Below are 25,196 nucleotides of genomic sequence, written 5' to 3'. Positions count from 1 at the left end.
AGCCTAAATGGAATCCTTTAATTAGATAGTTTTATATTTTTTCTCAATTGTTTAAGGCAGGTCTCTTTCAGTAGTTTACGCTCGCGCATAATTTTTCACAAGACCAGACATAATTTCATCCTTTGGTATCGCCAAATCGCAACATGCATATTAATCGTTGTGTTGCGAAATGGAATGGTATTATTCTGGCGATTTTGTAAATGAAGTACCGGTGAAATCCTTGAATCATCCAAGATACTGAATATATAACTACAGGCCACATGAGCCATAAAAATAGGTGCTGGTCTATATAAAAGCCCTAATTTTCTTGGTATACTCATTCTGGAGTCTGCATTACAATAACAAGTTGCTATCCCTTGAACAGGGAATAGCGGCTAGCTCGGTCCCTATGCATATGGTTAGCTAACCCAGGTTTATGAAAATATTTTATTCTGTACTAGGTAATTCGTTCAATTTATCTGACTATTAAAAAAAATAAATCATGCAAATCTAGTGAATGAAAGGTTAAACGCTTCCGATAACTTCAGATCTAGATCTGTGTGCTGTCATTTAACCTCTATTCGGTTTAAAAAATGCCAACTTATGAGTAAAAACCTTAAAAGTCATATCGATCAAATTTCCCAATTGACAGATGAGGAGTTTGACTTTGTACTTTCTCATTTTGTATATAAATCATTTAAAAGGCGAGAATACCTTTTTAAGGTCGGAGATCCGGTTAAATACCATTATTTTATACTTTCTGGATTATTGAAATTGGTTTACAATACCCAAGAAGGTAAACAGCACATTATTTCATTTGCAATGGAAAATTGGTGGGAAAGTGATTTTAACGCTTATTGCTCTGCTACAAACGCTACAATGTCTCTAGAATGTTTGGAAGATACTGAAGTGCTATGCCTGCCACTGGCAGGCTATCAAACTATTTGCTCATCACTACAGAAGATGGAACATTATTTTTTACAATTGGCAAATCTCAATTTCATCAGTGCGCAACGCCGTGTGATTTCCGGTATGACTTTAAATGTAAAAGAGCAGTTTGAGCACGTGCAGTCTCAATATCCATTTTTGAAACAAAGAGTTCCTAAAACGTTGATAGCGGCATATATTGGAGTTTCGAGAGAAACCTTAAGCCGACTTGAACCGTAGCTTGATTCCTCACCTAATTAACAAACGATAAACATGCTTAGAAACCCCTATCTCAATCGGTCGTCCACGAGATGGCTTTGGTCAACTTTTATGTGTATCATATTACTTTGGTTCCCAATTTCTGCCAGCGCACAACGGGACATCCCTGTAGAAATTTTTGCAGGAAATCGGGCCATAGCCCATCAAATGTATCTGACCAAATATACCGATACAAACAGCCGTTTTGGTTATTTCGGATACCTCAGAATTGAAACACCCTATTCAGATCGAAATAAAAGCACTTTTCTAGGACAGTCTTTATTCTTTTATGATGTCGTCAAAGGGGTTAGTCTCGCGGCTGGTGGTTACATTACCGGTGCGGGATTTATGCCGCAGCTAGCCATAGCCTATGGCCGGAATGTCGGAGATCTATCCCTTACGGTGTTCGCCTCCTATGAACCAGTCAAATTAGCCAATAGCGAAATCTTTACGCTGATCTCTTACAGCCCTCCGCTCAATAAAAGCGGCAACTGGAAACTATTCACCCAACTCATCGGTTCTTATAATTTTAGCTACAAAGATAATCTCAAATACAACTTTGCCAACCAGTATTTGAGGTTAGGGTTTAGTTATAATGATTGGCAATTCGGCTTGGCTACTGATTTGATTCAGGAAAGTGCAATTGGATTGCTGCCCACTAACTCGGGATTATTTATAAGACGGCAGCTTTAAATGAGATTAGAATCTTGCTCGGAAGCGCTTTATTGGCCTGGCCACCGTCCAGGCATTCTTTCATATTTGTTATATATTTACTTTCCATTAACCCCTAAATAAACTCATGTACGTAAAACGCTATCTGTCTCCGCTTATAGTTTACTATTATTCCTGGAGAATGGTCTTATTTTCCCTATTTACAGGCTCCATTGCTATTTTTGTCTATTCCTATTTAGGCTGGAGTTGGGTTGCAATACCTTGGTTACCAGTTTCTCTGGTGGGTACGGCTACCGCTTTTTTTGTTGGTTTCAAGAATAATCAATCCTATGACCGGAGTTGGGAAGCTCGTAAGATATGGGGTAGCATTACCAACCATAGCAGATCATTCGGCGCAGCATTAAGGGCTTACGCTTATAAGCGCGATGGGAGGATAACGGCTATAGATGATGATGTGAAGACTATGATTTTCAGGCATATCGCCTGGCTATATGCTTTGAAGATGGCAATGGCTCAGCGCACAAGCTGGGAGCATAAAGACCGGGCCAGCAAGCGTCAGCGAAATACACTGCACGGAAAGCAAACTCCATGTGAAGTCCAGATTGAAAAATATCTTAAAATTAATGAGCACACTGCACTCGAAAACAAAAAGAACCTTGCTACTCAAATCCTGGACAAACAATCGCAACACCTTGCCAGGTTTCGAGATGCAGGTGGGGTGGATGCTTATCAGCACGTCGCTTTACAGAGCATCATCTCAAACTTATATGATGAACAGGGAAAAACTGAGCGCATTAAAAATACACCCTTTCCACGCCAGTATGCAACAACTTCCAATCTGTTTATTTTCGTTTTTCTCACACTGCTCCCGTTTGGATTGCTCCCACAATTTGCTGAGTTAGGAGAAAAGTATTTGCTGCTGCTGATCCCATTTAATATGATTGTTTCCTGGGTGTTCTTGTTTATGGAATATGTGGGTGATATCAGCGAAAACCCATTTGAAGGTTTGTTGAATGATGTTCCGGTTGCCACCATAGTCAGAAACATTGAAATTGACTTGATTGATATGTTGGACGAGGAAAAAGTACCGGAGAAACTGCAACCCTTTTTCGGTGCGCTGTTTTAATGTTACTTTGCTTTTTAAAAACTATTGGGATATGAACTGGATTTGCAATCGTAAATCAGGTATGGTCTTTCGTAAGTAGTTTTATTGGGCTGCATTGCTTTTAAAGGCATGCAGTCATTTTTATTTATATCGCTGTGTTTACAGCTCATGTTGCCAATTTACCTAAAGATAAGTGCTTATTCAACTGTAACAATCATAGATAAATCTAATAATCCCCAGTTTGTATTTTTATATTCCTTGGGCAATGCGCTTTTTATCATCAACACAGAAGATGTAATGGATGGTGCATTTAAGTTGTTTCTCTGAACGATGAAAAACACCACAACCTACCCTTCAGCAAATGCCTTCAATTGTAGCATCTTTGCACGCGTATCCTGTATTAATTTTCTTTTTGGCGATGAGGCCTGCATGCCCATGGCATCACATGATTTAATTCAAGCATCACTTGGTTGAATAGAGCACCGATCACGTGCACTCGGTAGCTTTAATCCTTTTGTATTTCTTATTGACTAGCCTTATTATCTCATTGTTCTTATCAGTCAAGTAGCGATAAATCGAATTAACCTATTGACTATCCTGCCGGGTGTTTGATTGTAGTGATCTGGTATCGTTTTAGCTTAAACGCCCCCGGTATTCATACATCAAATGCTTTATTTGTCGTTGCTACCAAGGGTTTGTCCATCTAGACAAAACCGCTTTGACTTTGAAAAAAACTTTCCTTAAGCGTAGTTTTGGTGCGGGTTGGTCTAATGTTTGGAAATTTTGAATTTGGCCGGACTCTTTTGAGATTGATGCTTCCATTTTTTCGTTGTTAGTTAATAGGTACAATACCTTATCAGGATAGTAAAAAAGTTATAATTTTGATATGTTTACTTAAGTTTCATCCGTTTCTTCTTTCTGTTTATAGTCAGTCCATCTATGCTGCCTAGTCGCGATTAACCCATTTTGAGGCTAACCTTAAGGTACATCGGTTCAAACAATCCTCACTGGCGAATAATCGACAATAAATTTAAGATTACAAATTTAGGTAATTCCCTAATTACCTACAAGCTTTTTTTTGTTTTATTGTAAATATTTTTTTACGGTTTTATTTTTATCATCTAATAGCTTGTACACGAATGCTTTAAATGTCTTTAGAATAAATCGGTGTATTGATATGGTTGTCTTTTAATGACAATCTTACTCAAAACAAACAGGGGACACGCTAGATTAGTAACTTGCTGGTAGCTACACAGCTAAACTGCTTTTATTTCAATTGGATAGTATCGTTTCTATCTCAACAGGCAGGCTGAGTGTTTTATGTACAGGGCATTTTGCTGCAATTTCTCTTAACCTTTCTTTTTGAGCAGCACTTAAATCTCCGACAAAATGCAGCTTTTTTGAAAAAAAATCAATATGTCCGGGTTCTGAATTAGCTGAAGACATATCATCCATGTGTTTGTGGTAATAACTGACATAGACGAATACTTCTTTCAACTCCCAAGATTTCCTTCTGGCGTACAAACCTACCGTCATGGCGGTACAAGCGGCTAGTGCTGTGCTTAAATATTCATAGGGAGATGGTCCGTGATCATCTCCACCCATTGTTATTGGTTCATCAGCTGTCAAGGAATGTTTGACAGTTTGGAGGATAGTTGTGAATTTGTCTTCAACCAAATCCAAATGTCCAACAACTTGCTCCCCCTTTGTATCCAGAGCCAGAGCGCCTCCGAGGGTAGGTATATATCTATTTGCCCAACTCGATATAACATTTCCCACATATTCGCTATCAACTTTCTCTGTTAACAGATGATCGGCGTTATCGAGTGAAATGAAGCTTTTAGGATGGTTTGCACGATCATAGAGTTCTCTTGCATTTTCAATTCCGACGATCTTGTCAAATGGTGAATGCAGAATTAAGATTGGTTTATGTAGCTTGGCCAAAATCCCCAAAAGATCTGTTTTCTGCATCTCATCTAAGAAATTTTGACTTATCAAGAAGGGTCGGCATCCAATGTTAACTTCGATTTCATTGCTGCTATTTGAATTTTCATTAGTGAAAACGAAATGCTTTTTTACATGTTCTACATGAGAAGGTGTGCAAATTGCTGCGATAGCCCTGACATCACTTAACTCGGAGGCAGCAGCTATCACTGCAGCGCCACCTAATGAATGTCCTATTAATAATTCTGGCGCGTGAAAATGGGCTTTGATATATTCATATACACAAATTAGGTCACTAACATTTGCGGAAAAATGACTTTCTGCAAAGGAGCCCTCACTTTTTCCTAATCCTGTAAAATCAAAACGAACAACTCCAAAACCTTGACTGTTTAGCGCTTTACTTATACTGCGAACAGCTGTAATATCACTATTACAGGTAAAACAATGAGCTAGTACTGCAAAACGCATTGGCTCATGATTTGGAGGCATATTTAAATACGCCTGCAATTTGTATCCCTTTTCATTAAAAACTTCAAATTTTTGATTTTTCATACATTATGTCTGATGATATTGAATTTTCAAAAAGCCAACTGTATCATAAAGGTAGATAAATAAGAAGTTTATGGGCAATTGGATGTGGTAATTAACAAAATATTATTGCGATTAGACTTGCCTAAGAAGCTATTTCAAAATTAAAAATAGGGATGGGATTAAACTATTTTCAGCAATTTTTGAAATACCATTCGCGTTTGTCATTGAGCTTCCGAGGCATGAAGTCTTGATAAGCCTATTCTAATCTCCAAAGCGGTTAACTCATGTCTAATATATTTGAGCACCTCAAACATTGCATTCGTATTTTGTCCTGCCTATCAAATAAGTGCTTGGTTTAATTTTTTACTTTCTCTCACCCTGCAGAACCAATTTTCATCATTAGAATAGTCAATGTTTTGGTCTGGAAATGGCATCAAAGTAATCCTTTTAGCCCATTTTTAGGAACAATCCTTTCCAGAACCTTGATTTCTCCGCTTTTTGAAACGAGAACCGGTATGTTTTGATCATCTTGTTTAAACAGTTTTGAAGAGGTGGTGCTATTATGATTGCCCTTTGAACCATCCATCTTCGTTTTCGAATCAAGATCTAACGTACTTAATGGAACATAATCCTTGTTATACTTGGTTTTCATAACGTATCTTTTATCTAATAGTCAGATAAATTTCAGTGATAACCTAGTAGGGATATAAATATTAGAAAAAATATTTTAGCAAACCCCCTTCTAACAAACCGGATATAATAATTACTTTCAAGGGTTTGAATGCAGTATTAATATGGTAATAAAGGTTTTAGTCAGTACTTGCTATATTTAAAATGCAAAGACCAGGTTATTTACAGGACATTTCCATATGGAATAAATGAAAAACAATTTTTTTAAAGTAGTTTTTTATGGACGACTTCAGTGGGGTCACCTCAACGAAGAAATATGCATAAATTGATTATCTTTAGTGAATAAACGTCAAACCTCAAGAAAGAATTGTTGTATCGGATGCCCTGAGCAGGAGTGCCTGATAAGACCATTAAATCAGGATATTTTGCTCTTTATATTGATAAGTTAAATTTTTAATCGGAAAATTTGATATGGGTAGGTAGTTTTATTTTGGTTTTGATGAAACCAGGGCATGAACTGGATTTGAGAACAGGTTATATAGAGATACCCATCGCTTGAAATACTATAACTGTCTGGCCATCGGAGACGTTGATCATCTTGCACCAAAGTTTGCATTTTAAGGTCGGGTGTAATTTTGACAATACTATTTTTCTCGAGATCTCCTAAATAAAGGGTCCCATGTTTATCAAAAATCATCCCATCTGTAGTTATAAAAGCCCCCAATTTTTCAACGTATTTATCCAGGTCTACATCTGCGATACTAAAATTACGTAGCAATTCAGTTTTAATTCGGTACAATTTATCATCCGTAAGCGGCTTGTAGTATAGGTAATAGAGGTCCGGTGTGAGGGCTATACCATCAGAATTAACTTTTAGGATGCTTCCATCACCTTTAACTAGTTCCTTACCCAGAGGAGAAAATTTGTAGTTTGGATCTGATTTAACGCTTGAGGACTTGCCAAGTACAAATCGTGAATCTCCTGTTGTAGTATTTAATATTATAATACCACCATTTGATGAACTTGTTAAATAAGCGTAACCGTTTTTGTTATCTATTCGAATATCATTTAGGTAAACATGTTTACCAGCTACATTCTATGAAAAACGATATATCCGTTCGATACTGTTGGTGGAAAGGTTAATTTTAACAACCTTATTGCTTTTCTGATATACTTCGCCTAATCCGATACCCGCAGCATCAACTATCCAGAGATAACCTTTATCGTCTGCAACTACAGATTGAACACATACAAATTTATTTAAACCATTGTCTCCCTTTTTGAAGCTATTCCATTCTACATTTGGGTATGCCATAGGTTGGCCATCTCTTATCTCAGCCACAGCATATTTATGTTTATCCAACCAGTATGGGTAGTTGGTAAACAAGCGACCATCTGCAGCGATTGCAACTCCAGTAGGCTGATAGGTGCTATCAGCAAAGACCTCTTCCAATAAGGGTTTTTTAATTGTCAGATCATTGGGTCTATGAGTGTTTGGGCTTAGGTTACAGGCGCCCAACGTTATACTTACCCATAAAATTACCGATAAAATAAACCGTATTTTCATCTTTCTATATTTTATTATTTATAATGGTTTTATTTTAAAATTCCGTTAAATACCCGTTCCGTTTTTGTATACAATACTTATACATTATAAAGCTAAGTAATAATTTTAAAGGCTGATATGAGTCGATCACTAGTAAATAGAAATCATAATTCTCGAGTAGCCTAGCATTAATTATCTTTGTTAATATCGGAAGCGTAACATCTTTCCAAGCTAGGGAGTAAATAGCTTATATAGGTTGCCAAGAATTCTTTATAGAGGCTTTTTAAAGTCCATTAGCCAATATGTTAATATCCTGCAGAAGTCGCAACTGAACTGACGCATGGCCAAATAGCACTAAGGCTATCACCAAAAAATAGTACAGGAAAACGAAAACTTAGTTTGATCAGGTTGATCTAAGTAGTTCTAATTACTATTTTACCAACAGTTCTACCCGTTTCCAGCTGTAAATGAGCTTTCTTCATTTCAGCGAATGGAAAAATCTGCTGTATAGAAACTTTTAGCTCTTCTTTTTCTAGTAATGAGGCAATTTGCTGCATGTCTTCACCACTGGATTCTACAAGCATAAAATAGCCTTTCACACCTTTTGCTTTGGCTTTTTCGGTAACGGTCTCACTTAACCCGGTTGGAATACTGATAATACTTGCACCTTTTTTAGCGACCAAAATCGAACTATCGATGTTATCACCTCCAATAGTATCCAATACAAAATCAAATTCTTCCGGGTGACTTTCCCAATCGTAATTGTGGTAGTCAATGTGCGCATCTGCACCTAAACTTAAAACAAAGTCCCTGTTCTTTGCAGATGAAGTCCCAGTAACTTCTGCACCTAGATATTTTGCGAGCTGTACAGCAAAATGGCCTACTCCACCAGCTGCTGCATGCACCAATACCTTCTGTCCGGCTTGCACATTCGCATTTTCCACCAATGCCTGCCATGCAGTTAGGGCAACTAAAGTACTAGCAGCAGCTTCTTCGAAGGAAACACTTCCTGGTTTAATCGCCAATTGGTTTTCATTTGCTACCACATATTCGGCATATGCTTTACCATGCCCTGGAAAATCAATCATTCCAAAAACTTCATCACCTATTTTAAATTTGGTAACCGATGAACCTGTTTGTTCAACAACACCAGCAATGTCCCATCCAATAATAAGAGGACTTTCTGTTTTTATTCGTCCATAAATTCCTTTTCCCGCTCGGGTTTTGACATCTACAGGATTTATACTAATCGCTTTCACTTTAATCAATACTTCGCCTACCCCAGCGATAGGTTTTTCAAGTTCGGTGTAAATCAATTGATTTACATCTCCTGGTTGTTCTATAATTATTGCTTTCATTTTTATTTACTTATGTTGATTAAGCAAATATATACCGATATTCACAATATAAATAGTATAAATTTGCTATATTTCAGTATATTTGTATACAAATCCCTAATATGAATAAAGAACAACTATATCAGCCATTCGAAATAGTTTATAAAACCTTAGATGCGTGTCCAAAATTGGAACACAAACACAGTTTTTTTGAACTGGTCTATGTGTTGGAAGGAAAGGGGATTCAATCTATCAATGAACATCAGTTTAAGTATCATTCCAATCATATGTTTTTGCTTACACCCGGCGACCGGCATCGCTTTGATATTGAAGAAACTACGACATTTTTTTTTCTTCGGTTTACCAATATTTACTTCAGCGAAAGTGGGCTTTCTGCAAAGTATATCACTCAATTGGAATATATTCTGCAACATGCCAACCATCGCCCTGGGTGTATTCTTAGAAACCAAATAGACAAAACATTAGTCCGCCCTATTGTAGAGGCAATACATAGAGAAAAAGAAAATAATGATCTAAATAATCAGGAACTAATTTCGCAATTGGTTAATACTTTGATTGTGGTGGTGGGTCGAAATATCGCCAAATACCTGCCGGAAACTGTCAATGAATACACAGATGAGAAGATTTTGCAAATTTTGCAGTACATCCAGCACCATGTTTATGAACCTAAAAAATTGCGTTCTGAAGTTATTGGGGATCATTTTGGATTGTCGGCGCACTATTTAGGTAAATATTTTAAAAAACATACGGACGAAAATCTTCAGCATTACATCAATAAGACTAGATTAACCTTAATTGAACATCGTTTAAAGCATAGCGACCTTCGCATTAATGAAATTGCACATCTGCTGGGCTTCACCGATGAAAGCCATGTCAATAAATTTTTCAAAAAAAATATTGGAATTAGCCCCCTAGCTTATCGAAAAAATAGTAGACAAAAAGCTATAGCTTTGGCAAATTGATAATGATTAAGCCAATTATTCGCTTACATTCTTTGATCTATTCATAGCTTTTCATTTATCAAACAAAAATTAGGAAGATTATTCAAGAGTTATAATGCCTAAGGCTTATGCGTTCTCTCATTTTCAGCTTCTGAAGGTATTTTAACGTTCAGCTAAAATGTGATTTAGATCACATCAGCATATATATTGAACCTCGCATATTTGTATAAAATCAACGTCCAAAAAAATCTTTAAAAACCACAATTATGCAAAAGCGAGCAATTAGTCCATGGAAATGGCAGGAGGGTCGACATTATGTACAAGCTGTTGAAGTGAAAAAAGTTGAAGCAACTTTATATTGTGCAGGTCAGGCAGCGGTAATGCCTGATGGGACATCTAGTTCAGCGGACATGAAAACCCAGTTACTTATAGCAATTGAAAATCTCGAAAAGGTAATTAGTGAAGCCGGATATGAGGTTAAAAATATTGTCAGATTAGACGTTTTTACTACCTCTCATAAAGAATTTTTTAAAGTCTTTGATACTTTTGGCGAGTGGATAGCAAAGAATGAGATAAAGCAGGCTGGTAGTTTTTTCGAAGTTACAGAACTGTATGAAACCCTTAAAGTGGAACTCGAAGCCACAGTTGTAAAGTAATCGCTTTTTCTTCTTAATTCAGCAACTATTCCTGTTGGTTATGTGAATTAATCGTTCTTATATCCTATAGAATTAAAAATTGTGGGTATATAATTGAGGATTAGGGTATAGATGTCACAGATGAAAATAATATAAATAATTGGTTTACAATAAATAACATCATACATTCAAAAAACACAAACATATGGAAAAGCGCATCATCAATCCCTGGCAGTGGCAAAACGAACGTCACTACGTTCAAGCTGTTGAAGTGACACAATTTAAAGGTATATTGTATTGTTCAGGCCAGGCGGCAATACTGCCAGACGGAACATCCAGCGCTGCTGACATGAAAACCCAATTTCTTATGGCCATTGAAAACTTGGAGACAGTAATTCTCGAAGCTGGATACGATGTGAAGAACATAGCAAGATTGACAATCTACACCACAGTGCATGATGAATTCTTCGCTAATCTTGACATTCTAGGTCAATGGGTAGATAAACATGGTATTCAAGCGGCAGTTTCAGCCATCGAGGTAAAGAGTTTGACGGAAACTTTAAAAATAGAACTAGAGGCAACGGTAGTAAAATAACAGCCGAACACATTTACTTTACATATAAACTGCTTATTTCTATCAAACAAAAAATGGAAGTAGGTAGCTTATGTTTTAAAGGGTTTCACCTATTTGAATGCGGTTAAAACTGGTGCTATGGAAATGATCTAACAAAAGTTTAGGTGACCTTGCTGATGTCAAAAGGCATATTATTCCACATGGGCAATATCTCTAATTCTTGTAAAAAGATGTAATTATAAGTTAAATAGTGTATTATTTTGTGTTCAAAGCTATCTTGAAACAAGAAGAAAACGAAAAGTATTAAAGAGAAGTTAAGCCGTTAGAAGAAAGCATTCCGACCAATTATCACAATGACTTGGTAGCAATGCCTCGTGCTGTTGCGTATGATTCTAAAGAATTGTAATCCAAATAAAGTTGATTTTCCATAAGAAACGTTTGCCTTAACGCTTTTATTATCATCTAATAATATCAATTTCATTGCTTTTCAGAATAAAGACAATCTCACAAGTTATAGATGGTCAAAGTGGAAAAAATTGACATTGACTGGAAAGATGGCAAAAAGAATTAATCAGCAATCAGGTTCTTTTCTATTGATATTCTTTGCACACTTTTGGTAAGAAAGGTGTGTTTTACTCGCAGCACAGTGGAAAAAATTATTTTTTTTTCTGCACGTCCAGATGTCCCAATACAGGAATATGGATGAATATAAGTAGCAAACGAAAAAATAATTTAAAAAAAAATCATAATAGCTTGTAGGTATTTAGGAAATTAGCTAAATTTGTATCATGGTATTATTAGAAGTCATTAAGTCATTGTCAAATCAGACAAGGTTAAACATTCTTGAATGGTTGAAGGACCCTTTTGCTCATTTTCCACCGGAGGAGCTGACAGAATATTCTCCAAAATTGGGCGTATGTGTTTCTGATATCGCAAATAAAGCGGGGATGTCAGTTCCTACAGTTTCTGTTTATTTAAAGACAATGTCCACAGCCAATATATTGATCGCAACCAGAAAAGATCAATGGACGTATTACAGAAGGAATGAACAGTCAATTCAAGACTTGGCATTGCACATAAAAGAAAAATTATAATTTTTTTAACATAGAAATTAGCTATTTACCTAATTAACTAAAAACAAAATGAAAGCAGCAATCTTAAAAGAGTTCGGCCCGGTCGAAAATTTCGAAATCGTAGAAGTGCCGACCCCAAAACCAGGCTTCGGGGAAGTTTTGGTGAAAGTCTTCGCAACATCTGTAAACCCGTTAGACTACCAAGTCCGTCGTGGGGACTATAAAAATGAATTGTCCTTACCTGTTATCACAGGTCACGATGTCTCGGGCGAAATTATAGAACTGGGTCAGGGCGTGGAAAGTTTCAAGATCGGTGACCAAGTTTATTACACTCCGGAGATCTTTAATGGTCCCGGAAGTTACGCGGAGTATCACTGTGCCCATGAGTCTATCATCGCCTTAAAACCAAAAAACCTTAATCATCTCGAAGCTGCCACGCTTCCATTAGCTGCGGGCACGGCTTGGGAAATGCTTGTCACCAGAGCTCAGCTTAAGGTTAATCAGTCTATCTTGATCCACGGTGGCGCTGGCGGTGTAGGCATGTTAACCATTCAAATTGCAAAAGCAATGGGTGCAATTGTCTTCACAACAGCAAGGAAGGTACATCACCAACTTCTTCTTGAATTAGGAGCTGATCATGTTATCGATTACAAAGATGAAAACTACATCGAGGCCATTCAACAAATTACAGCTGGAAAGGGTGTCGATATTGTCATTGACACCATTGGCGGCAATACACTGTCAGATAGCGGACAGATTTTGAGTCAATTAGGACAGGTAGTTACCATAGTCGACCTTGAAAAACCTCAAAACCTGATTCATGCCTGGGGGAAAAACGCGACCTATCATTTTGTGTTTACTCGACAAAATCGAAATAAATTAGATGAAATAACTAAATTGGTAGAAACAGGTAAGCTGAAGCCTGTGTTAAATAAAGTTTTCAACTTATCAGAAATTGGTAAAGCGCATAGCCTACTTGAGTTCAAAGAAGGAGATGAAAATTTCTATGGTAAAATCGGAATACAGGTAGACTATTAAAGACGACAATAACTTTTAACATCTTGTGTCCAGAGGGTAATAAGATTAAAAGTTCCATATTGTGAGATGTTGTTCTGCCAGTCTGGATTAAGCCAACAAAAGGTTAAGATTTATGGAAATCTATGCTTTAAAATAGAATAATGTAGACACCTGTGTTCAATGGGAGTCTACATTAAAATCCTATAATCATTTGCTTGTGTAGTCTAAAGATATTATTTTATTGGTCTTAGCAGACATGACCTGTAAAAGGCATTAGGCACCATCCGAAAGCGATACTTGACCCTTAGTCATCCGGATCTTTTATCTGCAAAAGGATATCTTTAAGGGTACGTATAAAAGAATTTAAAAAATCTCAGATTGAACTGGGATTTAACGAACAGCCGATTGAATTGATATAGCGCTTTTTTCATATTAAGTTATAATTGTATGGAAAAATATATGGCCTTATTAGTTGTACGTCCATTTAATTAAAATGACTTCACGTAAGAATAAGTGAGAATTGAATGTTTCTCGTCCGCTAACTAAGCTAAAAAATTAAATCATTTTTGTAATAGCTCTCGGTATAAAAACTCCGACTATGAATATGTGCTATCTTTTTTTGCTCTAATATTGCACTGATGGATAACAACGCTCATCAGATTAGCGAAGCTAGATTGAGAAGCAGTGGCAGATTACTTTTTAGTTGAATGACTGTCGAAACTCTAAAGGCGACATCTTCGTTTTCTTTTTAAAAAGCGTACTGAAAGACTGCGAATGTTCAAAACCCAATTCATAAGCAATTTCACTAACGGAACGTTCAGTCGTAGAAAGTTTTTCTTTTGCTTTGCTGATAAGCTTTTCGTGAATATGCTGTTGCGTGCTTTGTCCGGTTTGGATTCTCAACAGGTCGCTCAAATAATTCGGAGAAAGATTCATCGCGTCAGCAATATGGTGAACAGTTAGAAGCCCTTTTTCTGTAGATTTTTTATCAAAATAATCATTCAAATAAATTTCAAATTTCGTCAAAAGCTGATGACTTCCATTTTTTCTGGTAATAAATTGTCTTTCGTAAAAACGTTTGGAATAATTCAGCAACAATTCAATCTGCGACAAAATAATTTCCTGCGTATGCTGGTCAATGTGCTGACATTCTTTGTCGATTTTATTCAAAATTTCAAGCAAATCATTTTCCTCATCTTCAGATAAATGCAAGGATTCATTCACAGCGTAAGAGAAAAATCCGTAAGCTGAAATCGTAGTCGCTAAAGAGTGATTCAGTAGAAAATCTTCGTGAAAAATCAGCAGGTAACCTGTGTTTTCACAATCCACCGCTGCTAAGTCCAAATACTGAACCTGATTGGGAGCCGTAAAGCTCAGCACACCCTTATCATAGTCATAATGCTGCTGTCCATACCTTATTTTTCCGGTCGCATTTCTTTTCAAAGCCACGCAATAAAATCGGTTGACAAAGCCCTTCCAGACATCATCTTCAATGAAGATACTTTCGGACAGATTGATAACACTTACCATCGGATGTTTCGGCTGAGGAAGCGAAAGTAATCTGTGAAATGTGGAAATAGAAGCAATTGTATTCATCCTTGTAAATTTAAACCTAATAATCCAAAAGCCCCATACTAAATTCGTCATAAGGTTTACCGGTATCAGTTCCCAAAGGTACTATACTTTCCAGCTTTGATAAATCCGAATCCGATAAGATGATATTACTGGCTTCGATATTCTGTTCAACATATATTCTTCGTTTAGTTCCCGGAATAGGAACAATGCCTTTACTGATAATCCAAGCCAAAGCCAGTTGCGAAGATGTGATTTGTTTTTGTTTTGCAAGATCTTCAATAGCTTCAACCAATTCAATATTTTTATGGAAATACTGTTCCTGAAAACGGGGAATTCCTCTTCGGAAATCATTTTCAGGCAAATCATTGATGGTTTTGATATTGCCAGATAAAAATCCTCTTCCTAAAGGTGAATAAGCTACAAAGCCAATTCCAAAATCATTTAATGTTTTAATCACACCTTTTTCTTCTACTGTTCTTTCAAACAGAGAATATTCACTTTGAACTGCCGTGATTGGATGAATGGTGTGCGCTTTTTTTATCGTTGCAGAAGAAACTTCAGACAAACCAATGTAACCTATTTTTCCTTCTTTTACCAAATCACTCATCGCTCCAACGGTTTCTTCAACAGGAACATTTTTATCCAAACGATGCATATAATAAAGGTCGATGTAATCTGTTTTTAGGTTTTTAAGTGATCGTTCGATCGATTTTTTTACATAATCTTTAGTTCCTTTGATTTTCCATGTGATTTGGTCATTGTCATCGATTTCCCAACCAAATTTCGTCGCAAGGATGTATTGGTCACGATTTCCTTCGATGGCTTTTGCAATAAGTTTTTCGTTTTCGAAAGGTCCGTACAAATCTGCCGTGTCGAGCAAATTGCCGCCCAGCTCAAAAGAACGGCGAATGGTTGCGATGGCTTCTTTTTCATCTGTTTTACCATATGTATCCGCATCTCCAAAACCTGTCATTCCCATGCATCCCAAGCCGATATTTGGAATGATTAATCCCTGACTTCCTAATTTTACTTGATTCAATTTCATATTGTTGATTTTAATACTACAAAGTTGCAGAGAAGTTAATATGCGGATGTATGCAAATCGATGATTATCGTATGCAAAATAGGGATAGTTAATTTTTCCTACTTTATTAAACGATTTCCTGAACTCCAAAGGGAAAACATCAGTTTTAGCTTTAAATAATTTACGCTAAGACTTCCAATGTTGAAATGCCTGTTCATAACCAACTTCACTTGCATAAAGGTTCTGTTTGTTGATAGCTTTTCTTTGTTTTTTCAATCAGCCATTCTCGAATAATTTGCTTTTAGGTTGACCTTCTTTCGGCAATGATGGTGAAAAACGTGAAATTACTTGAGTTGTTACTTGTCAAAGTTTGCGTCAAAATCCCGTTCCGAGTAGTTAAGATTTTAGGTGTTTGTTCTAAGACGGCAAGCCGTAAAAAATCCTCCAAGAACTAAGGCAAAACAAGCATAATACTCTAAATCACACGCACCTGGTGGAGATGTTGTGGTGACCAAGGCGTAATTGTATTCATTGTACACAGTTCCAAATAGTGCAAATTGACAAGTACCGCTTATTGTCCTTAATTGAACCCTTGGGCAAAATGGGGCAGAAGTTCTGTAACTTGGTGTTGACTCGTAATATCCCAAAATATTTTTAGCTGTGTAAAGATTTCCTGTAGTAGTAGTAGTCCCAGTTAGATTACTGAAACATAAAAGGCCCGATGATAGCGAAACAATTGATGTGCTTTCGATTCTGGTTGAAAGGCTTTTATCCCTCGGCTTCTGAGAATATTAATATCGATTGTGTCGAAAATGCCATCCTTTCTTAATAACAGTATTAGAAAAGGGCGAAACTTTATAATCAGATACCGGATTAAGTTTAAATAGAAAATTAGATCTCAACCATTCGCTGGTCCGAACAGGGATAAATTAAGGTAGATCAGCGTATTTTTTCTATCCAGATCAGAGCGAAGACTACTCAACATGCCCCCGCTGAAAGTGGGTTCAGGTTGGTCATTAAGATCTAATGTCCGAAGAATAGGTTTATATTTATCGAACATCACTCAAAGTATTGTGCTATATATAAGGCTATTGAAAACTATGATTTCAATATTTAACCATCAAACACACGATGGGTTTGATTAGATTATAAATAATAACAAAAAGCAATTGTCGCAATGGATCAATAATTTCTAAATCTCGATATCAACTCGGGAGAGCCATTATAAATATATACCAACTTGACAACTACAGCAGAAGGTATAAATTTAAATCCAAGCCCGCCTATCTACCCAGAGGCATATGATTATTTCCTAAAGAAATGGTTCAAAAATTTCGAGTAGGTTGACAGAAAGTGATACTTTTAGAAGTACGCTTAAATTAGGTGAACAATCTGCAGTTATAGAGTATATAATATAAAAATGCGCTTTATTTCGTCTTTTATCTGGCTAATTATTTGGGGGCTTAATTGATAAGGGTTAACTTAGGGGTAACAAGCTTAAATAATATTTAAATGAACAGCGAAGATATCCGCCGAATTATTGTGAATATCCTTATTTAACTTTATTCATTATCAAAAAATAAACAATGGCTGAAGTAAGACTAAATATACATCAGAATGGTCCTGATGCATTCGAAATCTTTGATGAAGATGGGATGGTTGGTGAGATGATTTTTGATATAAATGGCACAGATCTAACAGTTTATCATACTGAAGTAGAACCTGAAAAGGAAGGCCAGGGTTATGCGAAAATGTTACTGGAAAGTATGGTTGCCTATGTTAGGGAAGAGAAGTTAATGGTAAGACCTATGTGTCCCTATGTGCAACTACAATTTAGTCGGCACGAAGACCTTTACCAGGATATCTGGAATAAAATAAACGAAAAATGATCTTTGATAAAAAGCTTCGCTTGACTTATAGATGTTATAGTTATACTTATGTTATGCAAAGTTTTTCCAGGCCGGCATCCGCGAATTATCGTTTTGAAATAATAAATTTCCTATGCACAGAAAATTAAGCATTCAACTCAATATGGCATCATAGAGGCCAATGTTAGGTTTTAAAGCTGGCATTAGTAGATGGAAAAAACAATCAATTTCCACACTTTCTTATGATTAATCCTGATGAAACCGCAGGGGATCTATTTGCAAGAAGGTATGCTTTGGCTAGATATACGCTTAATAGTTACCGAATTATTATATCTTGTGGTAGCAAAATATAAAATCATTGACTAAGGGTTTCTAAGTAAAAAATTAGTTGTATACCAAAGCCAACTTTAGTTTTAAAGCCTATTTCTTATCTTGTGATACAGTAACTGATTAATAGTGATTATGAATTTTGGTAAGCTCACTGGTTTAGAAAGAAATCTATCAGCTTCTGCATTAAACGCAGCCAGTGCATATTCAGGATGTCCAGTAACAAAAATAATGAATCTCGCATATTCCCTTAACCTTAATGCAACATCCAATCCTGATACCCTCATGTTAATATCCAGTAACAAAAAATCTATGTATCCCTTACCTTTTACCTCTGCAATCGCCTGGATTGGGTTAGTATGTGCAGCTATTAAGGATAATTTTGGTATGATGGATATATGAGCCTTCAATACTTGAATTGCATTTACATCATCATCGACAATAACACATGTATATTTTTTTTTTGACGCCCTCATTAATACACAACTTCATTTGCATAAAACTGTTTTGTAATATTTTATATATCACCTGACCTCATTATCTTATGCCTAGAATAGTGACTTTTCTTTGTTTACCACTCTGGCACCGATGCCTATCCGGCTTTATCCATCTAATGACCTTCCAGAATGGTATATAATAAGTAGAATGGTAAAATTTTTTGAGTATTGTAGCTTAAAACTCATTGATGTTTCTTACTGAAACGCCGGGCATTTTTTCAAAGATATCCTGCATATATTTACGGTGATTTGCTCCTGCAATTACGACAACTTTTTTTACACCAGAGGCCTTTGAACGGTTTACAACATTGTTGCACATACCCTCATTCCTCATCAGCCACCAATGAATTTTCGAAAGCATTTCCTCCTTTGGAAAATTCTTCAGATCATAAAGTTCAGGCAGATAGAAATCTCCGGATGCAGAAATAACGGATGCTTCAGCAGTATTGAGCCATTCAGTCACTTTTGAAGAAGACCTCTCCACCTTATCATACTTCTGGAAGCCTTTATTTATTTCTGCTAGTTTCTCTTTGAGTTGGCGCTGTATTGCTGTTGATGAATCTTTTTTGAATATGTTAAACTTAGCATCGCTTGCTGCCCATGACGCATTCCAGTTTAAATCATAGTCTTGACAGTCCATAGGAAGTAATTCCCTGATTCCCATTTTTCTCATCATAGGAAATGCAATGACTGCATATTCGGAAGTTCTTAATCTTTTCATGCTTCGTCCAGTTGTATCCAAATCAGGACTTAATAATTGGTCAACATAACGCTGTAAACTGGTATCGGGAAACTGCTTTAATCTGTCAAAAACCTGCCAATATTGATAATGACCATTGGAGACATCCTGATTAAGATAATAGGCATGAGCTAAATCGGTTTTTAATTTGTAATCTTCTGGATGCTGCAAGCATAGCTTTTTTAAAATTTCAATTTTTTTTGGAAGTTCTTTCGTATCAATATCCCTGTTGATTCGAAGTATTTTCAGCCTGTTGAGATTATCTTTTTGCACCAATAATCCATGACATTTTGCTCATCCTCTTTACTTAAAAACTCACCAAAAAATGCCGTTGGCCTAAATTTTTCGATTTTAGCATAGATTTCCGAAAAATCCTGATTAGGATATTTGCTGTAATTATGTGAAACACCAATCAATAAAACCTCGAGTTTCTGAGCTGATGTATTAAGGGTAATGGTGAGGAAAAAAATCAATATGTATTTCATTCTTATCGCTTCTAAATAGATTGTAATTTATGCAGCTAGCAGTTAATTTTATGTTGATATGAGTTGCAGCCGAATTTAATGCTTTTACCATCAATTAACAAACAAACCAAGACTGATTAAATGCTGATCAACAGATAAAAAAATGTTTAATGATAAAACGATTTATAACATTATCTGACACATATCATTTATTTTACAACCCTTTAGCCTTGTAGGTTTAATATTTCTCTACTTTTATTATGCTATGAGAAACCTATTTTTAACCCTTATATTTTCTGTTGCACTTAGTGCGGGTGCTCAAGACAGTAAAATCGACATATCTGGACTAAAAAAAAACGGTACAATAATAAGTCTGAGCAAAAAAATCATTAACCTATCCTGGCCCGCCGGCCATGGTGAAACAGCTAAAATAATCATAGATCTGGAAAATGGCCATGCATTGCTCAAAAGTATTCATCTAGGAAAAGGAAAACTATACAAAGAAATTGCATCAGATCTTGATCCGGCATTTGTACTGACAATTGGTATGCGTTCATTGAGTCCATCAAGTGGCGGATGGGATGTGTTTTTCGACCGAGTGCCTAAGAAACCTTTTCAATCCTATCCAGTTGTCATCCATAAAGGCAATGCGAGAATCAGCTCTACAGGTCAACATACTATAATCTCAATTGAAGGGGCCAAAGCTGACCGTTTCAAGGGGTCAATTGAAATTACCTTATACAACGGAAGTCCACTTTTTAATGTTGCAGCAGTGTTGTCCACAGATGTAGATTCTACAGCGGTACTTTATGATGGCGGACTAGTAAGTAAAAAAGCGTTGTGGAGATCGTTGGCATGGGCGAATGTTAATGATGAGCTTCAGCAGGTATTGTCTTCCCCTGCAGACACCAGCAGAAATATAGAAGTCAAGTTCAGGACCATCATTGGCGAAAACCCCGGAGGAAGTTTGGCATTGTTTCCCCCGCCACATCAATATTTTTACCCCCTGGATGAAGCATTCAATTTGAAATTTACCTGGTATGGAAAAAATTTCCATAAACTCATTCCAGAATTTGGGATGGGTATTCGGCAAGACCCTTATGGCGATAATAGATATGTGCCATGGTTTAATGCACCTCCAAAAACACAACAACGTTTAAATTTTTTCTGTTTATTGGATACAGGTAATGCTGCTTCGGCTTTAGCCGAGGTGAAAAAATTCACGCACAATGACTCATATAAACCAGTTGAGGGTTATAAAACATTGGCCACACATTTTCATAATGAATTTATTTCGGAGGTGGCGCTTTCAGGAAAGCCCGTACCTGAAAAACCTGAATTTGTGGATGTGCTTAAGAAACATGGATTAGATATTGTAAAACTTGCCGAGTTTCATGGTCCAGGTCATCCGAAAGGTCCTGATTTGGAGCGATTGAAAGAACTTAGTGCGCTGTTTGCACAAACCCGACGTCTGTCTGATGATAAATTTTTGCTTTTGCCTGGTGAGGAGGCAAACAATTTCTATGGGGGGCATTGGCTGGCTTTCTTCCCAAAACCGGTGTATTGGGTGATGTCACGTAAGAGGGATGAACCCTTTTTGCGTGAAGACCCAAAATTGGGTAGAGTATATCATGTTGCAAACAAAGATGAGATGCTTAAATTACTGGAATTGGAAAAGGGCCTGGCATGGACTGCCCATGCAAGAACGAAGGCTTCAACAGGATATCCGGATGCATATAAAAATGATGATTTCTTTAAATCAGAAACTTTTCTTGGCGCTGCCTGGAAAGCAATCCCTGGGGATCTCTCTATCCCGACCCTTAGTCAACGCGTTTTAAGATTGATGGATGATATGGCGAATTGGGGATTGCGGAAGCATGTTATTTCCGAAGCAGATATTTTCAGCATTACCCATCAAAACGAAATGTATGCTCACCTTAACGTTAATTATTTACAATTGGATAAATTACCCAATTATGAACAGGGTTGGCAAAGTGTACTTGATGCGATGCGTACTGGAAAGTTTTTTGTCTCCACAGGGGAAGTGCTTATTCCTGCATTTAATATCAACGGAAAAAAATCTGGAGAAAGCCTGACCTTACCCGCTAGTGGGGCTGTAAAGTTGAGTATAAGTTTGGATTGGACTTTTCCGATGAATTTTATTGATGTTGTATCGGGAGATGGAAAGCAAATTTACCGGGAACGGATCAATTTAAATGATACCTTGGCGTTTGGCAAAAAGGATTTCAGCTGGTCAATAAAACTTGCAGGACGTAAATGGGTTAGGGTTGAGGCTTGGGATATTGCTGCAAATGGCGCTTTTACTCAAATGATCTGGCTGGATAAGTAAGCTGACTAAAGTTGATGTATCAGTACCATATAAATGCAATTACCAATAACTTGCAAAAAGAAATGTATTGTGGTGAAATAATTATAACCGGGTAAAACCTTTACCTGTTTTCATATTGAGCCCTATGAATAGGAAGTCTTTGTTGTGCGGATATAATAAACAATTGGAAAGGCTAATGATTATGGTGAAACATAACTAAGCCTCACAAACTATCTAATCCATAGCTCAGTTGTTAAAAAAGATATCGATATAGTCTGTAGATTCACCATCACAGTTTAACATCTGTTGCAAATGCCAATATTTTCTGATGCCGCTTGCTTTAAAAGTTGAAAGTCTGTTAAGTTCACAAGGCTGGATAGCATTAAAAAAATTAACTTTTGCAACTATTTTACCATTAAATTTTAATGCGTTTCCCTGATTCACGCGTTTTAAAGCTTTAAATTTTATTCTTAACAAATTGGGGTCTATTTTAATTTTTTGAAAGCCCCGAGTTCAACAAAGGTCTATTATAAATAATAAAGTAAAGCGATGCATTTTAAACATTGTCTGGTTTGGAAGACGCATTAATTATAATCTTCTAATCGCACTGCAAATACACATCGATTATCTGTTCCATATTTAGCCTTTTCAAATTCAGTCAGGCACCATAGCAATCCAGTAGAACTTTCGTAATAGAGATCCTCAGCGCCATGGGGCCACCTATACCTTACGCCAAGGGCTGCACCATCATTATACCTCAAAAATCTTGCTGTAGAACCTTCATAAACAGAATTGTTTGTCATGGTCATGAAGGTCTGGCTTCCTTTCCTGTAAGCACCTTGCATATTAAAAACTTTAGTATCGCCCGCGATGTCATCTCTTGGAGTAACGACCAATTGGCCAACACCTGTGAGCTGACCGGTATCGTCCAGGCCGTAACCACTAACTACAGGAGTTTGAGTGGGAGGGGTACCACTTGCATTTTTATTAAAACCGAAATATTGACCGAACCATAGGTTATTACCCTCGCCAAGCTCAACAGAAGAATAAGGAGCGGATCCGGATAATTGATACCAGCCGATTTCGGGTAAAATGTAACCATAGTTGAAAGCTTGTAGGGTATTATTACTCATTTTTCCGCATTGGGATTCGCTATCACTTGAAACAGCGATGAAATTGTTTAGATCAAATACACGTAATCCCCTCCCTGTATCGGCTACATAAACTTTAGTGCCATAGACTGCGACCCCACCTGCATGAATCGTTATAGGGGCAAATAGTGTGCCCTGATTGTAGTTGTGAGCAGCATTTCCATCTTGTGCATATAAGTTGTCCCAGAGCAGACGGTTTGAGGTATTCCCGGAAGGCTGAACCAATAAAATCAATCTATAGGTAACTTTTGATAAATCAGTAATATCCGCTAGAGCCAACCTGACCCCTTTATGTCCGTTATGAATCCCTGAGACATCATCCGGTTCTGTACCATACCATGTGGTAAGAATAAATCTTCTTCCACCCATCGTAAATCCCGCTATTCCCTGTGGTCGCCACTCTGAAGTTTCCTCATCACCGGCATTCCACTTAAATCCTGCTGCCCGGTTGGCGGTAGGGATATTAAATCCGTATGTAGCGCTATAATTTGTCTGACCAAGCCGGTTATAGCTAAGTTGTATCGGGGTTTTAAATCCGTAAGATGATAAAGTAGCGATAAAGCTGCTTTCATCAGTATAGACTGCTGTACTTGCAGCTGTTTGCGTTATGGATAAGTTAGCAGATGATGACTGTTTACCATCAGCCTCTATATGCATTTCATCTTTTTTTGAGCAACCGAAAAATAATATGCTTACCAAGCTGGATATTAAAAGAGTTTTATTCATAATTTTCGAGGCGTATACCTGACTTTATTCTTAGCAAATCGGGAAAGATCTTAAACTTTAGTTTTGAAAACAAAAAACTTAAGCTTTCTTGCTATGAAGCTTTATTTTACGCTTACACCGTTTGGTAAAATTAAGCCGTGTGATTTTAAGTTAAGGTTAAGTTTAGAAGAACTTTGTGGGGTGTAGCATCAGAATTTTCCGGAACATATCTTTTTTGTAGGAAAATAGCATTGGATGCTTAAAGATAAGGACTTATGGTTAGATACTTTACGCGCCAGATGGCAAGTTTTATCTTGACACCATTAGTGGTTGCGTCTAAAAGCTTAGATCTCGAATTAATTTCTAGTAAAAATAAAGATAAAGTGATAAGAGGTAATCAATCGGTCTTTTACGCCAGGGCAGCTAAGCTGCGGCCTGCTAATCATACTAGTTTTGTTTATGGTTAAACTTCAAACCCTAGAAGAGTATTCATCATCTGTACCCAAGCCTGTAAAACCCGATCACAGCATAGGCGTACATTTGGTTGCGATAAAACTTGACGAATTTTCTGTTGACCATCGAGCTTACTAACGTTTACCCTTGCAAGGATTGTTATAAGATCACATTGGCGGTAGGACATACAACGTTACATAGCATGAACACCGAATACCATATCCTTCCAGATCAATATGCATCAGTTTTTAAATCTTTTTAAATTGCGTCTTTAAAAGTAGTTAAAGCAAATTCGCATATGGATCTTCCTATTTTTCAAACTGAATTATAACAAGTTGGATCAACTTCACTATAAAGCCTTGATTATGTTTTCTTCATGGGAATGTCGTTGGCTTCTTAATTTGGCCTTTAGCTGGGTAATTGCCTTCTTTTTATTCTTTTTAATTTCGTTAAGCAATGATTTGGGACCGCCATTAGGGTTGTACTGGGAGCCCCAGTTAAGAAACTCCACCATGAATGGCACCAGGTTGATACCCTTATCAGTCAGCAGATACAGGAATTTAGAAGCATTTTTCGGAGAGGTTTCTTTAGAAACAATCCCTTCAATCAATAGAGTATTGAGCTTATCTGTTAGTACAGCCGAAGATATCTTCTCGTCCGATGCCCGAAACTCCAAGAAGGAATTCTTCCCATTAAACATTAAATCCCGTAAAAGCAATAACATCCATTTATCGCCGAAAATTTCCACTGAATAATTGATTGGGCATGTTGATCTTCTTTCAATTGTTTTCATTATGTCAAATTTAAAAGTAGTTTGTTTTTAGAACTACTTTTGAATACTTTTGTAGTTCAAAAAACAGACTGCAAAAATAGC

General features: G+C 36.8%; 23 protein-coding genes. 10 read left to right on the top strand and 13 right to left on the bottom strand.

What is annotated here, in order from left to right; genetic code table 11:
- Positions 1 to 582 precede the first annotated feature (582 nt).
- The 3 genes from ACFOWA_RS01320 to ACFOWA_RS01310 all read left to right on the top strand — a co-directional run bounded on the left by ACFOWA_RS01320 (position 583) and on the right by ACFOWA_RS01310 (position 2,962).
- A complete protein-coding gene (locus ACFOWA_RS01320) occupies positions 583 to 1,146 on the top strand; it encodes a Crp/Fnr family transcriptional regulator (RefSeq protein WP_378981059.1) in 564 nt (187 codons plus the stop codon).
- A gap of 90 nt (positions 1,147 to 1,236) precedes the next feature.
- The gene (locus ACFOWA_RS01315; RefSeq protein ID WP_378981057.1) at positions 1,237 to 1,857 is read left to right on the top strand and encodes a hypothetical protein; all 621 of its coding nucleotides are present in this window, start codon (positions 1,237 to 1,239) and stop codon (positions 1,855 to 1,857) included.
- 106 nt (positions 1,858 to 1,963) lie between these two features.
- Positions 1,964 to 2,962 (top strand): bestrophin family protein, encoded by a 999-nt coding sequence (locus ACFOWA_RS01310; protein WP_378981055.1) that lies wholly within the window; start codon positions 1,964 to 1,966, stop codon positions 2,960 to 2,962.
- Between the two features lie 1,251 nt (positions 2,963 to 4,213).
- Here the strand turns inward: ACFOWA_RS01310 and ACFOWA_RS01305 are convergent.
- The 5 genes from ACFOWA_RS01305 to ACFOWA_RS01285 all read right to left on the bottom strand — a co-directional run bounded on the left by ACFOWA_RS01305 (position 4,214) and on the right by ACFOWA_RS01285 (position 8,950).
- A complete protein-coding gene (locus ACFOWA_RS01305; protein WP_378981053.1) occupies positions 4,214 to 5,437 on the bottom strand; it encodes a bifunctional alpha/beta hydrolase/OsmC family protein in 1,224 nt (407 codons plus the stop codon).
- A gap of 412 nt (positions 5,438 to 5,849) precedes the next feature.
- The gene (locus ACFOWA_RS01300; RefSeq protein WP_378981051.1) at positions 5,850 to 6,068 is read right to left on the bottom strand and encodes a hypothetical protein; all 219 of its coding nucleotides are present in this window, start codon (positions 6,066 to 6,068) and stop codon (positions 5,850 to 5,852) included.
- 423 nt (positions 6,069 to 6,491) lie between these two features.
- Positions 6,492 to 7,109, bottom strand: a complete 618-nt coding sequence (locus ACFOWA_RS01295) for an L-dopachrome tautomerase-related protein (RefSeq protein ID WP_378981212.1) — start codon at positions 7,107 to 7,109, stop codon at positions 6,492 to 6,494.
- A gap of 33 nt (positions 7,110 to 7,142) precedes the next feature.
- Positions 7,143 to 7,613 carry a hypothetical protein gene (locus ACFOWA_RS01290; protein ID WP_378981049.1) on the bottom strand — a complete coding sequence of 157 codons (471 nt, stop codon included), beginning with the start codon at positions 7,611 to 7,613 and terminating at the stop codon, positions 7,143 to 7,145.
- A gap of 392 nt (positions 7,614 to 8,005) precedes the next feature.
- Positions 8,006 to 8,950 (bottom strand): NADP-dependent oxidoreductase, encoded by a 945-nt coding sequence (locus ACFOWA_RS01285; RefSeq protein WP_378981047.1) that lies wholly within the window; start codon positions 8,948 to 8,950, stop codon positions 8,006 to 8,008.
- A gap of 101 nt (positions 8,951 to 9,051) precedes the next feature.
- On the opposite strand from ACFOWA_RS01285, the gene ACFOWA_RS01280 reads away from it, so the two are divergent.
- The 5 genes from ACFOWA_RS01280 to ACFOWA_RS01260 all read left to right on the top strand — a co-directional run bounded on the left by ACFOWA_RS01280 (position 9,052) and on the right by ACFOWA_RS01260 (position 13,211).
- Positions 9,052 to 9,912, top strand: coding sequence for a helix-turn-helix domain-containing protein (locus ACFOWA_RS01280; protein WP_378981045.1), 861 nt, complete (start codon positions 9,052 to 9,054; stop codon positions 9,910 to 9,912).
- Positions 9,913 to 10,157: 245 nt separating this feature from the next.
- On the top strand, positions 10,158 to 10,547 hold the full coding sequence (locus tag ACFOWA_RS01275; RefSeq protein WP_378981043.1) for a RidA family protein: 390 nt from the start codon (positions 10,158 to 10,160) through the stop codon (positions 10,545 to 10,547).
- Positions 10,548 to 10,731: 184 nt separating this feature from the next.
- A complete protein-coding gene (locus tag ACFOWA_RS01270) occupies positions 10,732 to 11,121 on the top strand; it encodes a RidA family protein (RefSeq protein WP_378981041.1) in 390 nt (129 codons plus the stop codon).
- 767 nt (positions 11,122 to 11,888) lie between these two features.
- Positions 11,889 to 12,194, top strand: a complete 306-nt coding sequence (locus tag ACFOWA_RS01265; RefSeq protein WP_378981039.1) for an ArsR/SmtB family transcription factor — start codon at positions 11,889 to 11,891, stop codon at positions 12,192 to 12,194.
- Between the two features lie 48 nt (positions 12,195 to 12,242).
- Positions 12,243 to 13,211 carry a zinc-dependent alcohol dehydrogenase family protein gene (locus tag ACFOWA_RS01260; RefSeq protein ID WP_154283319.1) on the top strand — a complete coding sequence of 323 codons (969 nt, stop codon included), beginning with the start codon at positions 12,243 to 12,245 and terminating at the stop codon, positions 13,209 to 13,211.
- Between the two features lie 678 nt (positions 13,212 to 13,889).
- Here ACFOWA_RS01260 and ACFOWA_RS01255 read toward each other — a convergent pair.
- A complete protein-coding gene (locus tag ACFOWA_RS01255) occupies positions 13,890 to 14,786 on the bottom strand; it encodes a helix-turn-helix domain-containing protein (protein WP_154283318.1) in 897 nt (298 codons plus the stop codon).
- 16 nt (positions 14,787 to 14,802) lie between these two features.
- A complete protein-coding gene (locus tag ACFOWA_RS01250; RefSeq protein WP_154283317.1) occupies positions 14,803 to 15,810 on the bottom strand; it encodes an aldo/keto reductase in 1,008 nt (335 codons plus the stop codon).
- A 1,565-nt stretch (positions 15,811 to 17,375) separates the two neighbouring features.
- On the opposite strand from ACFOWA_RS01250, the gene ACFOWA_RS01245 reads away from it, so the two are divergent.
- Positions 17,376 to 17,678 (top strand): GNAT family N-acetyltransferase, encoded by a 303-nt coding sequence (locus ACFOWA_RS01245; protein WP_378981036.1) that lies wholly within the window; start codon positions 17,376 to 17,378, stop codon positions 17,676 to 17,678.
- Positions 17,679 to 18,070: 392 nt separating this feature from the next.
- Here the strand turns inward: ACFOWA_RS01245 and ACFOWA_RS01240 are convergent, their stop codons facing one another.
- The 3 genes from ACFOWA_RS01240 to ACFOWA_RS01230 all read right to left on the bottom strand — a co-directional run bounded on the left by ACFOWA_RS01240 (position 18,071) and on the right by ACFOWA_RS01230 (position 19,705).
- Positions 18,071 to 18,460 (bottom strand): LytR/AlgR family response regulator transcription factor, encoded by a 390-nt coding sequence (locus tag ACFOWA_RS01240; RefSeq protein WP_378981034.1) that lies wholly within the window; start codon positions 18,458 to 18,460, stop codon positions 18,071 to 18,073.
- Positions 18,461 to 18,656: 196 nt separating this feature from the next.
- Positions 18,657 to 19,493 (bottom strand): DUF5694 domain-containing protein, encoded by an 837-nt coding sequence (locus tag ACFOWA_RS01235; RefSeq protein WP_378981032.1) that lies wholly within the window; start codon positions 19,491 to 19,493, stop codon positions 18,657 to 18,659.
- Entirely contained in the window at positions 19,466 to 19,705 is a 240-nt protein-coding gene (locus ACFOWA_RS01230) for a hypothetical protein (RefSeq protein ID WP_378981030.1), read from the bottom strand. The genes ACFOWA_RS01235 and ACFOWA_RS01230 overlap by 28 nt, the downstream gene beginning before the upstream one ends.
- 244 nt (positions 19,706 to 19,949) lie before the next feature.
- Between ACFOWA_RS01230 and ACFOWA_RS01225 the strand changes: the two genes are divergently transcribed.
- Positions 19,950 to 22,034, top strand: a complete 2,085-nt coding sequence (locus tag ACFOWA_RS01225) for a hypothetical protein (protein ID WP_378981028.1) — start codon at positions 19,950 to 19,952, stop codon at positions 22,032 to 22,034.
- Between the two features lie 225 nt (positions 22,035 to 22,259).
- On the opposite strand, the gene ACFOWA_RS01220 is transcribed toward ACFOWA_RS01225, so the two are convergent.
- From ACFOWA_RS01220 to ACFOWA_RS01210, 3 genes are all read right to left on the bottom strand, one after another.
- Positions 22,260 to 22,490, bottom strand: a complete 231-nt coding sequence (locus ACFOWA_RS01220) for a hypothetical protein (RefSeq protein WP_378981026.1) — start codon at positions 22,488 to 22,490, stop codon at positions 22,260 to 22,262.
- Between the two features lie 107 nt (positions 22,491 to 22,597).
- A complete protein-coding gene (locus tag ACFOWA_RS01215; RefSeq protein ID WP_378981024.1) occupies positions 22,598 to 23,821 on the bottom strand; it encodes a hypothetical protein in 1,224 nt (407 codons plus the stop codon).
- Between the two features lie 850 nt (positions 23,822 to 24,671).
- Entirely contained in the window at positions 24,672 to 25,115 is a 444-nt protein-coding gene (locus ACFOWA_RS01210) for a winged helix-turn-helix transcriptional regulator (RefSeq protein ID WP_378981022.1), read from the bottom strand.
- Positions 25,116 to 25,196 lie beyond the last annotated feature (81 nt).

This window comes from Pedobacter lithocola, assembly GCF_042650845.1.
Lineage (GTDB): Bacteria > Bacteroidota > Bacteroidia > Sphingobacteriales > Sphingobacteriaceae > Pedobacter > Pedobacter lithocola.
This window is presented reverse-complemented; position numbering and strand designations above follow the sequence as displayed.

Bases quoted from the DNA above. Each gene is read 5' to 3' on its own strand.
- ACFOWA_RS01210 (WP_378981022.1), bottom strand. From the start codon at position 25,115: ATGAAAACAATTGAAAGAAGATCAACATGCCCAATCAATTATTCAGTG.
- ACFOWA_RS01215 (WP_378981024.1), bottom strand. From the start codon at position 23,821: ATGCATATAGAGGCTGATGGTAAACAGTCATCATCTGCTAACTTATCC.
- ACFOWA_RS01225 (WP_378981028.1), top strand. From the start codon at position 19,950: ATGAGAAACCTATTTTTAACCCTTATATTTTCTGTTGCACTTAGTGCG.
- ACFOWA_RS01255 (WP_154283318.1), bottom strand. From the start codon at position 14,786: ATGAATACAATTGCTTCTATTTCCACATTTCACAGATTACTTTCGCTT.
- ACFOWA_RS01260 (WP_154283319.1), top strand. From the start codon at position 12,243: ATGAAAGCAGCAATCTTAAAAGAGTTCGGCCCGGTCGAAAATTTCGAA.
- ACFOWA_RS01280 (WP_378981045.1), top strand. From the start codon at position 9,052: ATGAATAAAGAACAACTATATCAGCCATTCGAAATAGTTTATAAAACC.
- ACFOWA_RS01245 (WP_378981036.1), top strand. From the start codon at position 17,376: ATGGCTGAAGTAAGACTAAATATACATCAGAATGGTCCTGATGCATTC.
- ACFOWA_RS01240 (WP_378981034.1), bottom strand. From the start codon at position 18,460: ATGAGGGCGTCAAAAAAAAAATATACATGTGTTATTGTCGATGATGAT.
- ACFOWA_RS01290 (WP_378981049.1), bottom strand. From the start codon at position 7,613: ATGAAAATACGGTTTATTTTATCGGTAATTTTATGGGTAAGTATAACG.
- ACFOWA_RS01310 (WP_378981055.1), top strand. From the start codon at position 1,964: ATGTACGTAAAACGCTATCTGTCTCCGCTTATAGTTTACTATTATTCC.
- ACFOWA_RS01250 (WP_154283317.1), bottom strand. From the start codon at position 15,810: ATGAAATTGAATCAAGTAAAATTAGGAAGTCAGGGATTAATCATTCCA.
- ACFOWA_RS01230 (WP_378981030.1), bottom strand. From the start codon at position 19,705: ATGAAATACATATTGATTTTTTTCCTCACCATTACCCTTAATACATCA.
- ACFOWA_RS01265 (WP_378981039.1), top strand. From the start codon at position 11,889: ATGGTATTATTAGAAGTCATTAAGTCATTGTCAAATCAGACAAGGTTA.
- ACFOWA_RS01275 (WP_378981043.1), top strand. From the start codon at position 10,158: ATGCAAAAGCGAGCAATTAGTCCATGGAAATGGCAGGAGGGTCGACAT.
- ACFOWA_RS01305 (WP_378981053.1), bottom strand. From the start codon at position 5,437: ATGAAAAATCAAAAATTTGAAGTTTTTAATGAAAAGGGATACAAATTG.
- ACFOWA_RS01285 (WP_378981047.1), bottom strand. From the start codon at position 8,950: ATGAAAGCAATAATTATAGAACAACCAGGAGATGTAAATCAATTGATT.
- ACFOWA_RS01315 (WP_378981057.1), top strand. From the start codon at position 1,237: ATGTGTATCATATTACTTTGGTTCCCAATTTCTGCCAGCGCACAACGG.
- ACFOWA_RS01320 (WP_378981059.1), top strand. From the start codon at position 583: ATGAGTAAAAACCTTAAAAGTCATATCGATCAAATTTCCCAATTGACA.
- ACFOWA_RS01300 (WP_378981051.1), bottom strand. From the start codon at position 6,068: ATGAAAACCAAGTATAACAAGGATTATGTTCCATTAAGTACGTTAGAT.
- ACFOWA_RS01270 (WP_378981041.1), top strand. From the start codon at position 10,732: ATGGAAAAGCGCATCATCAATCCCTGGCAGTGGCAAAACGAACGTCAC.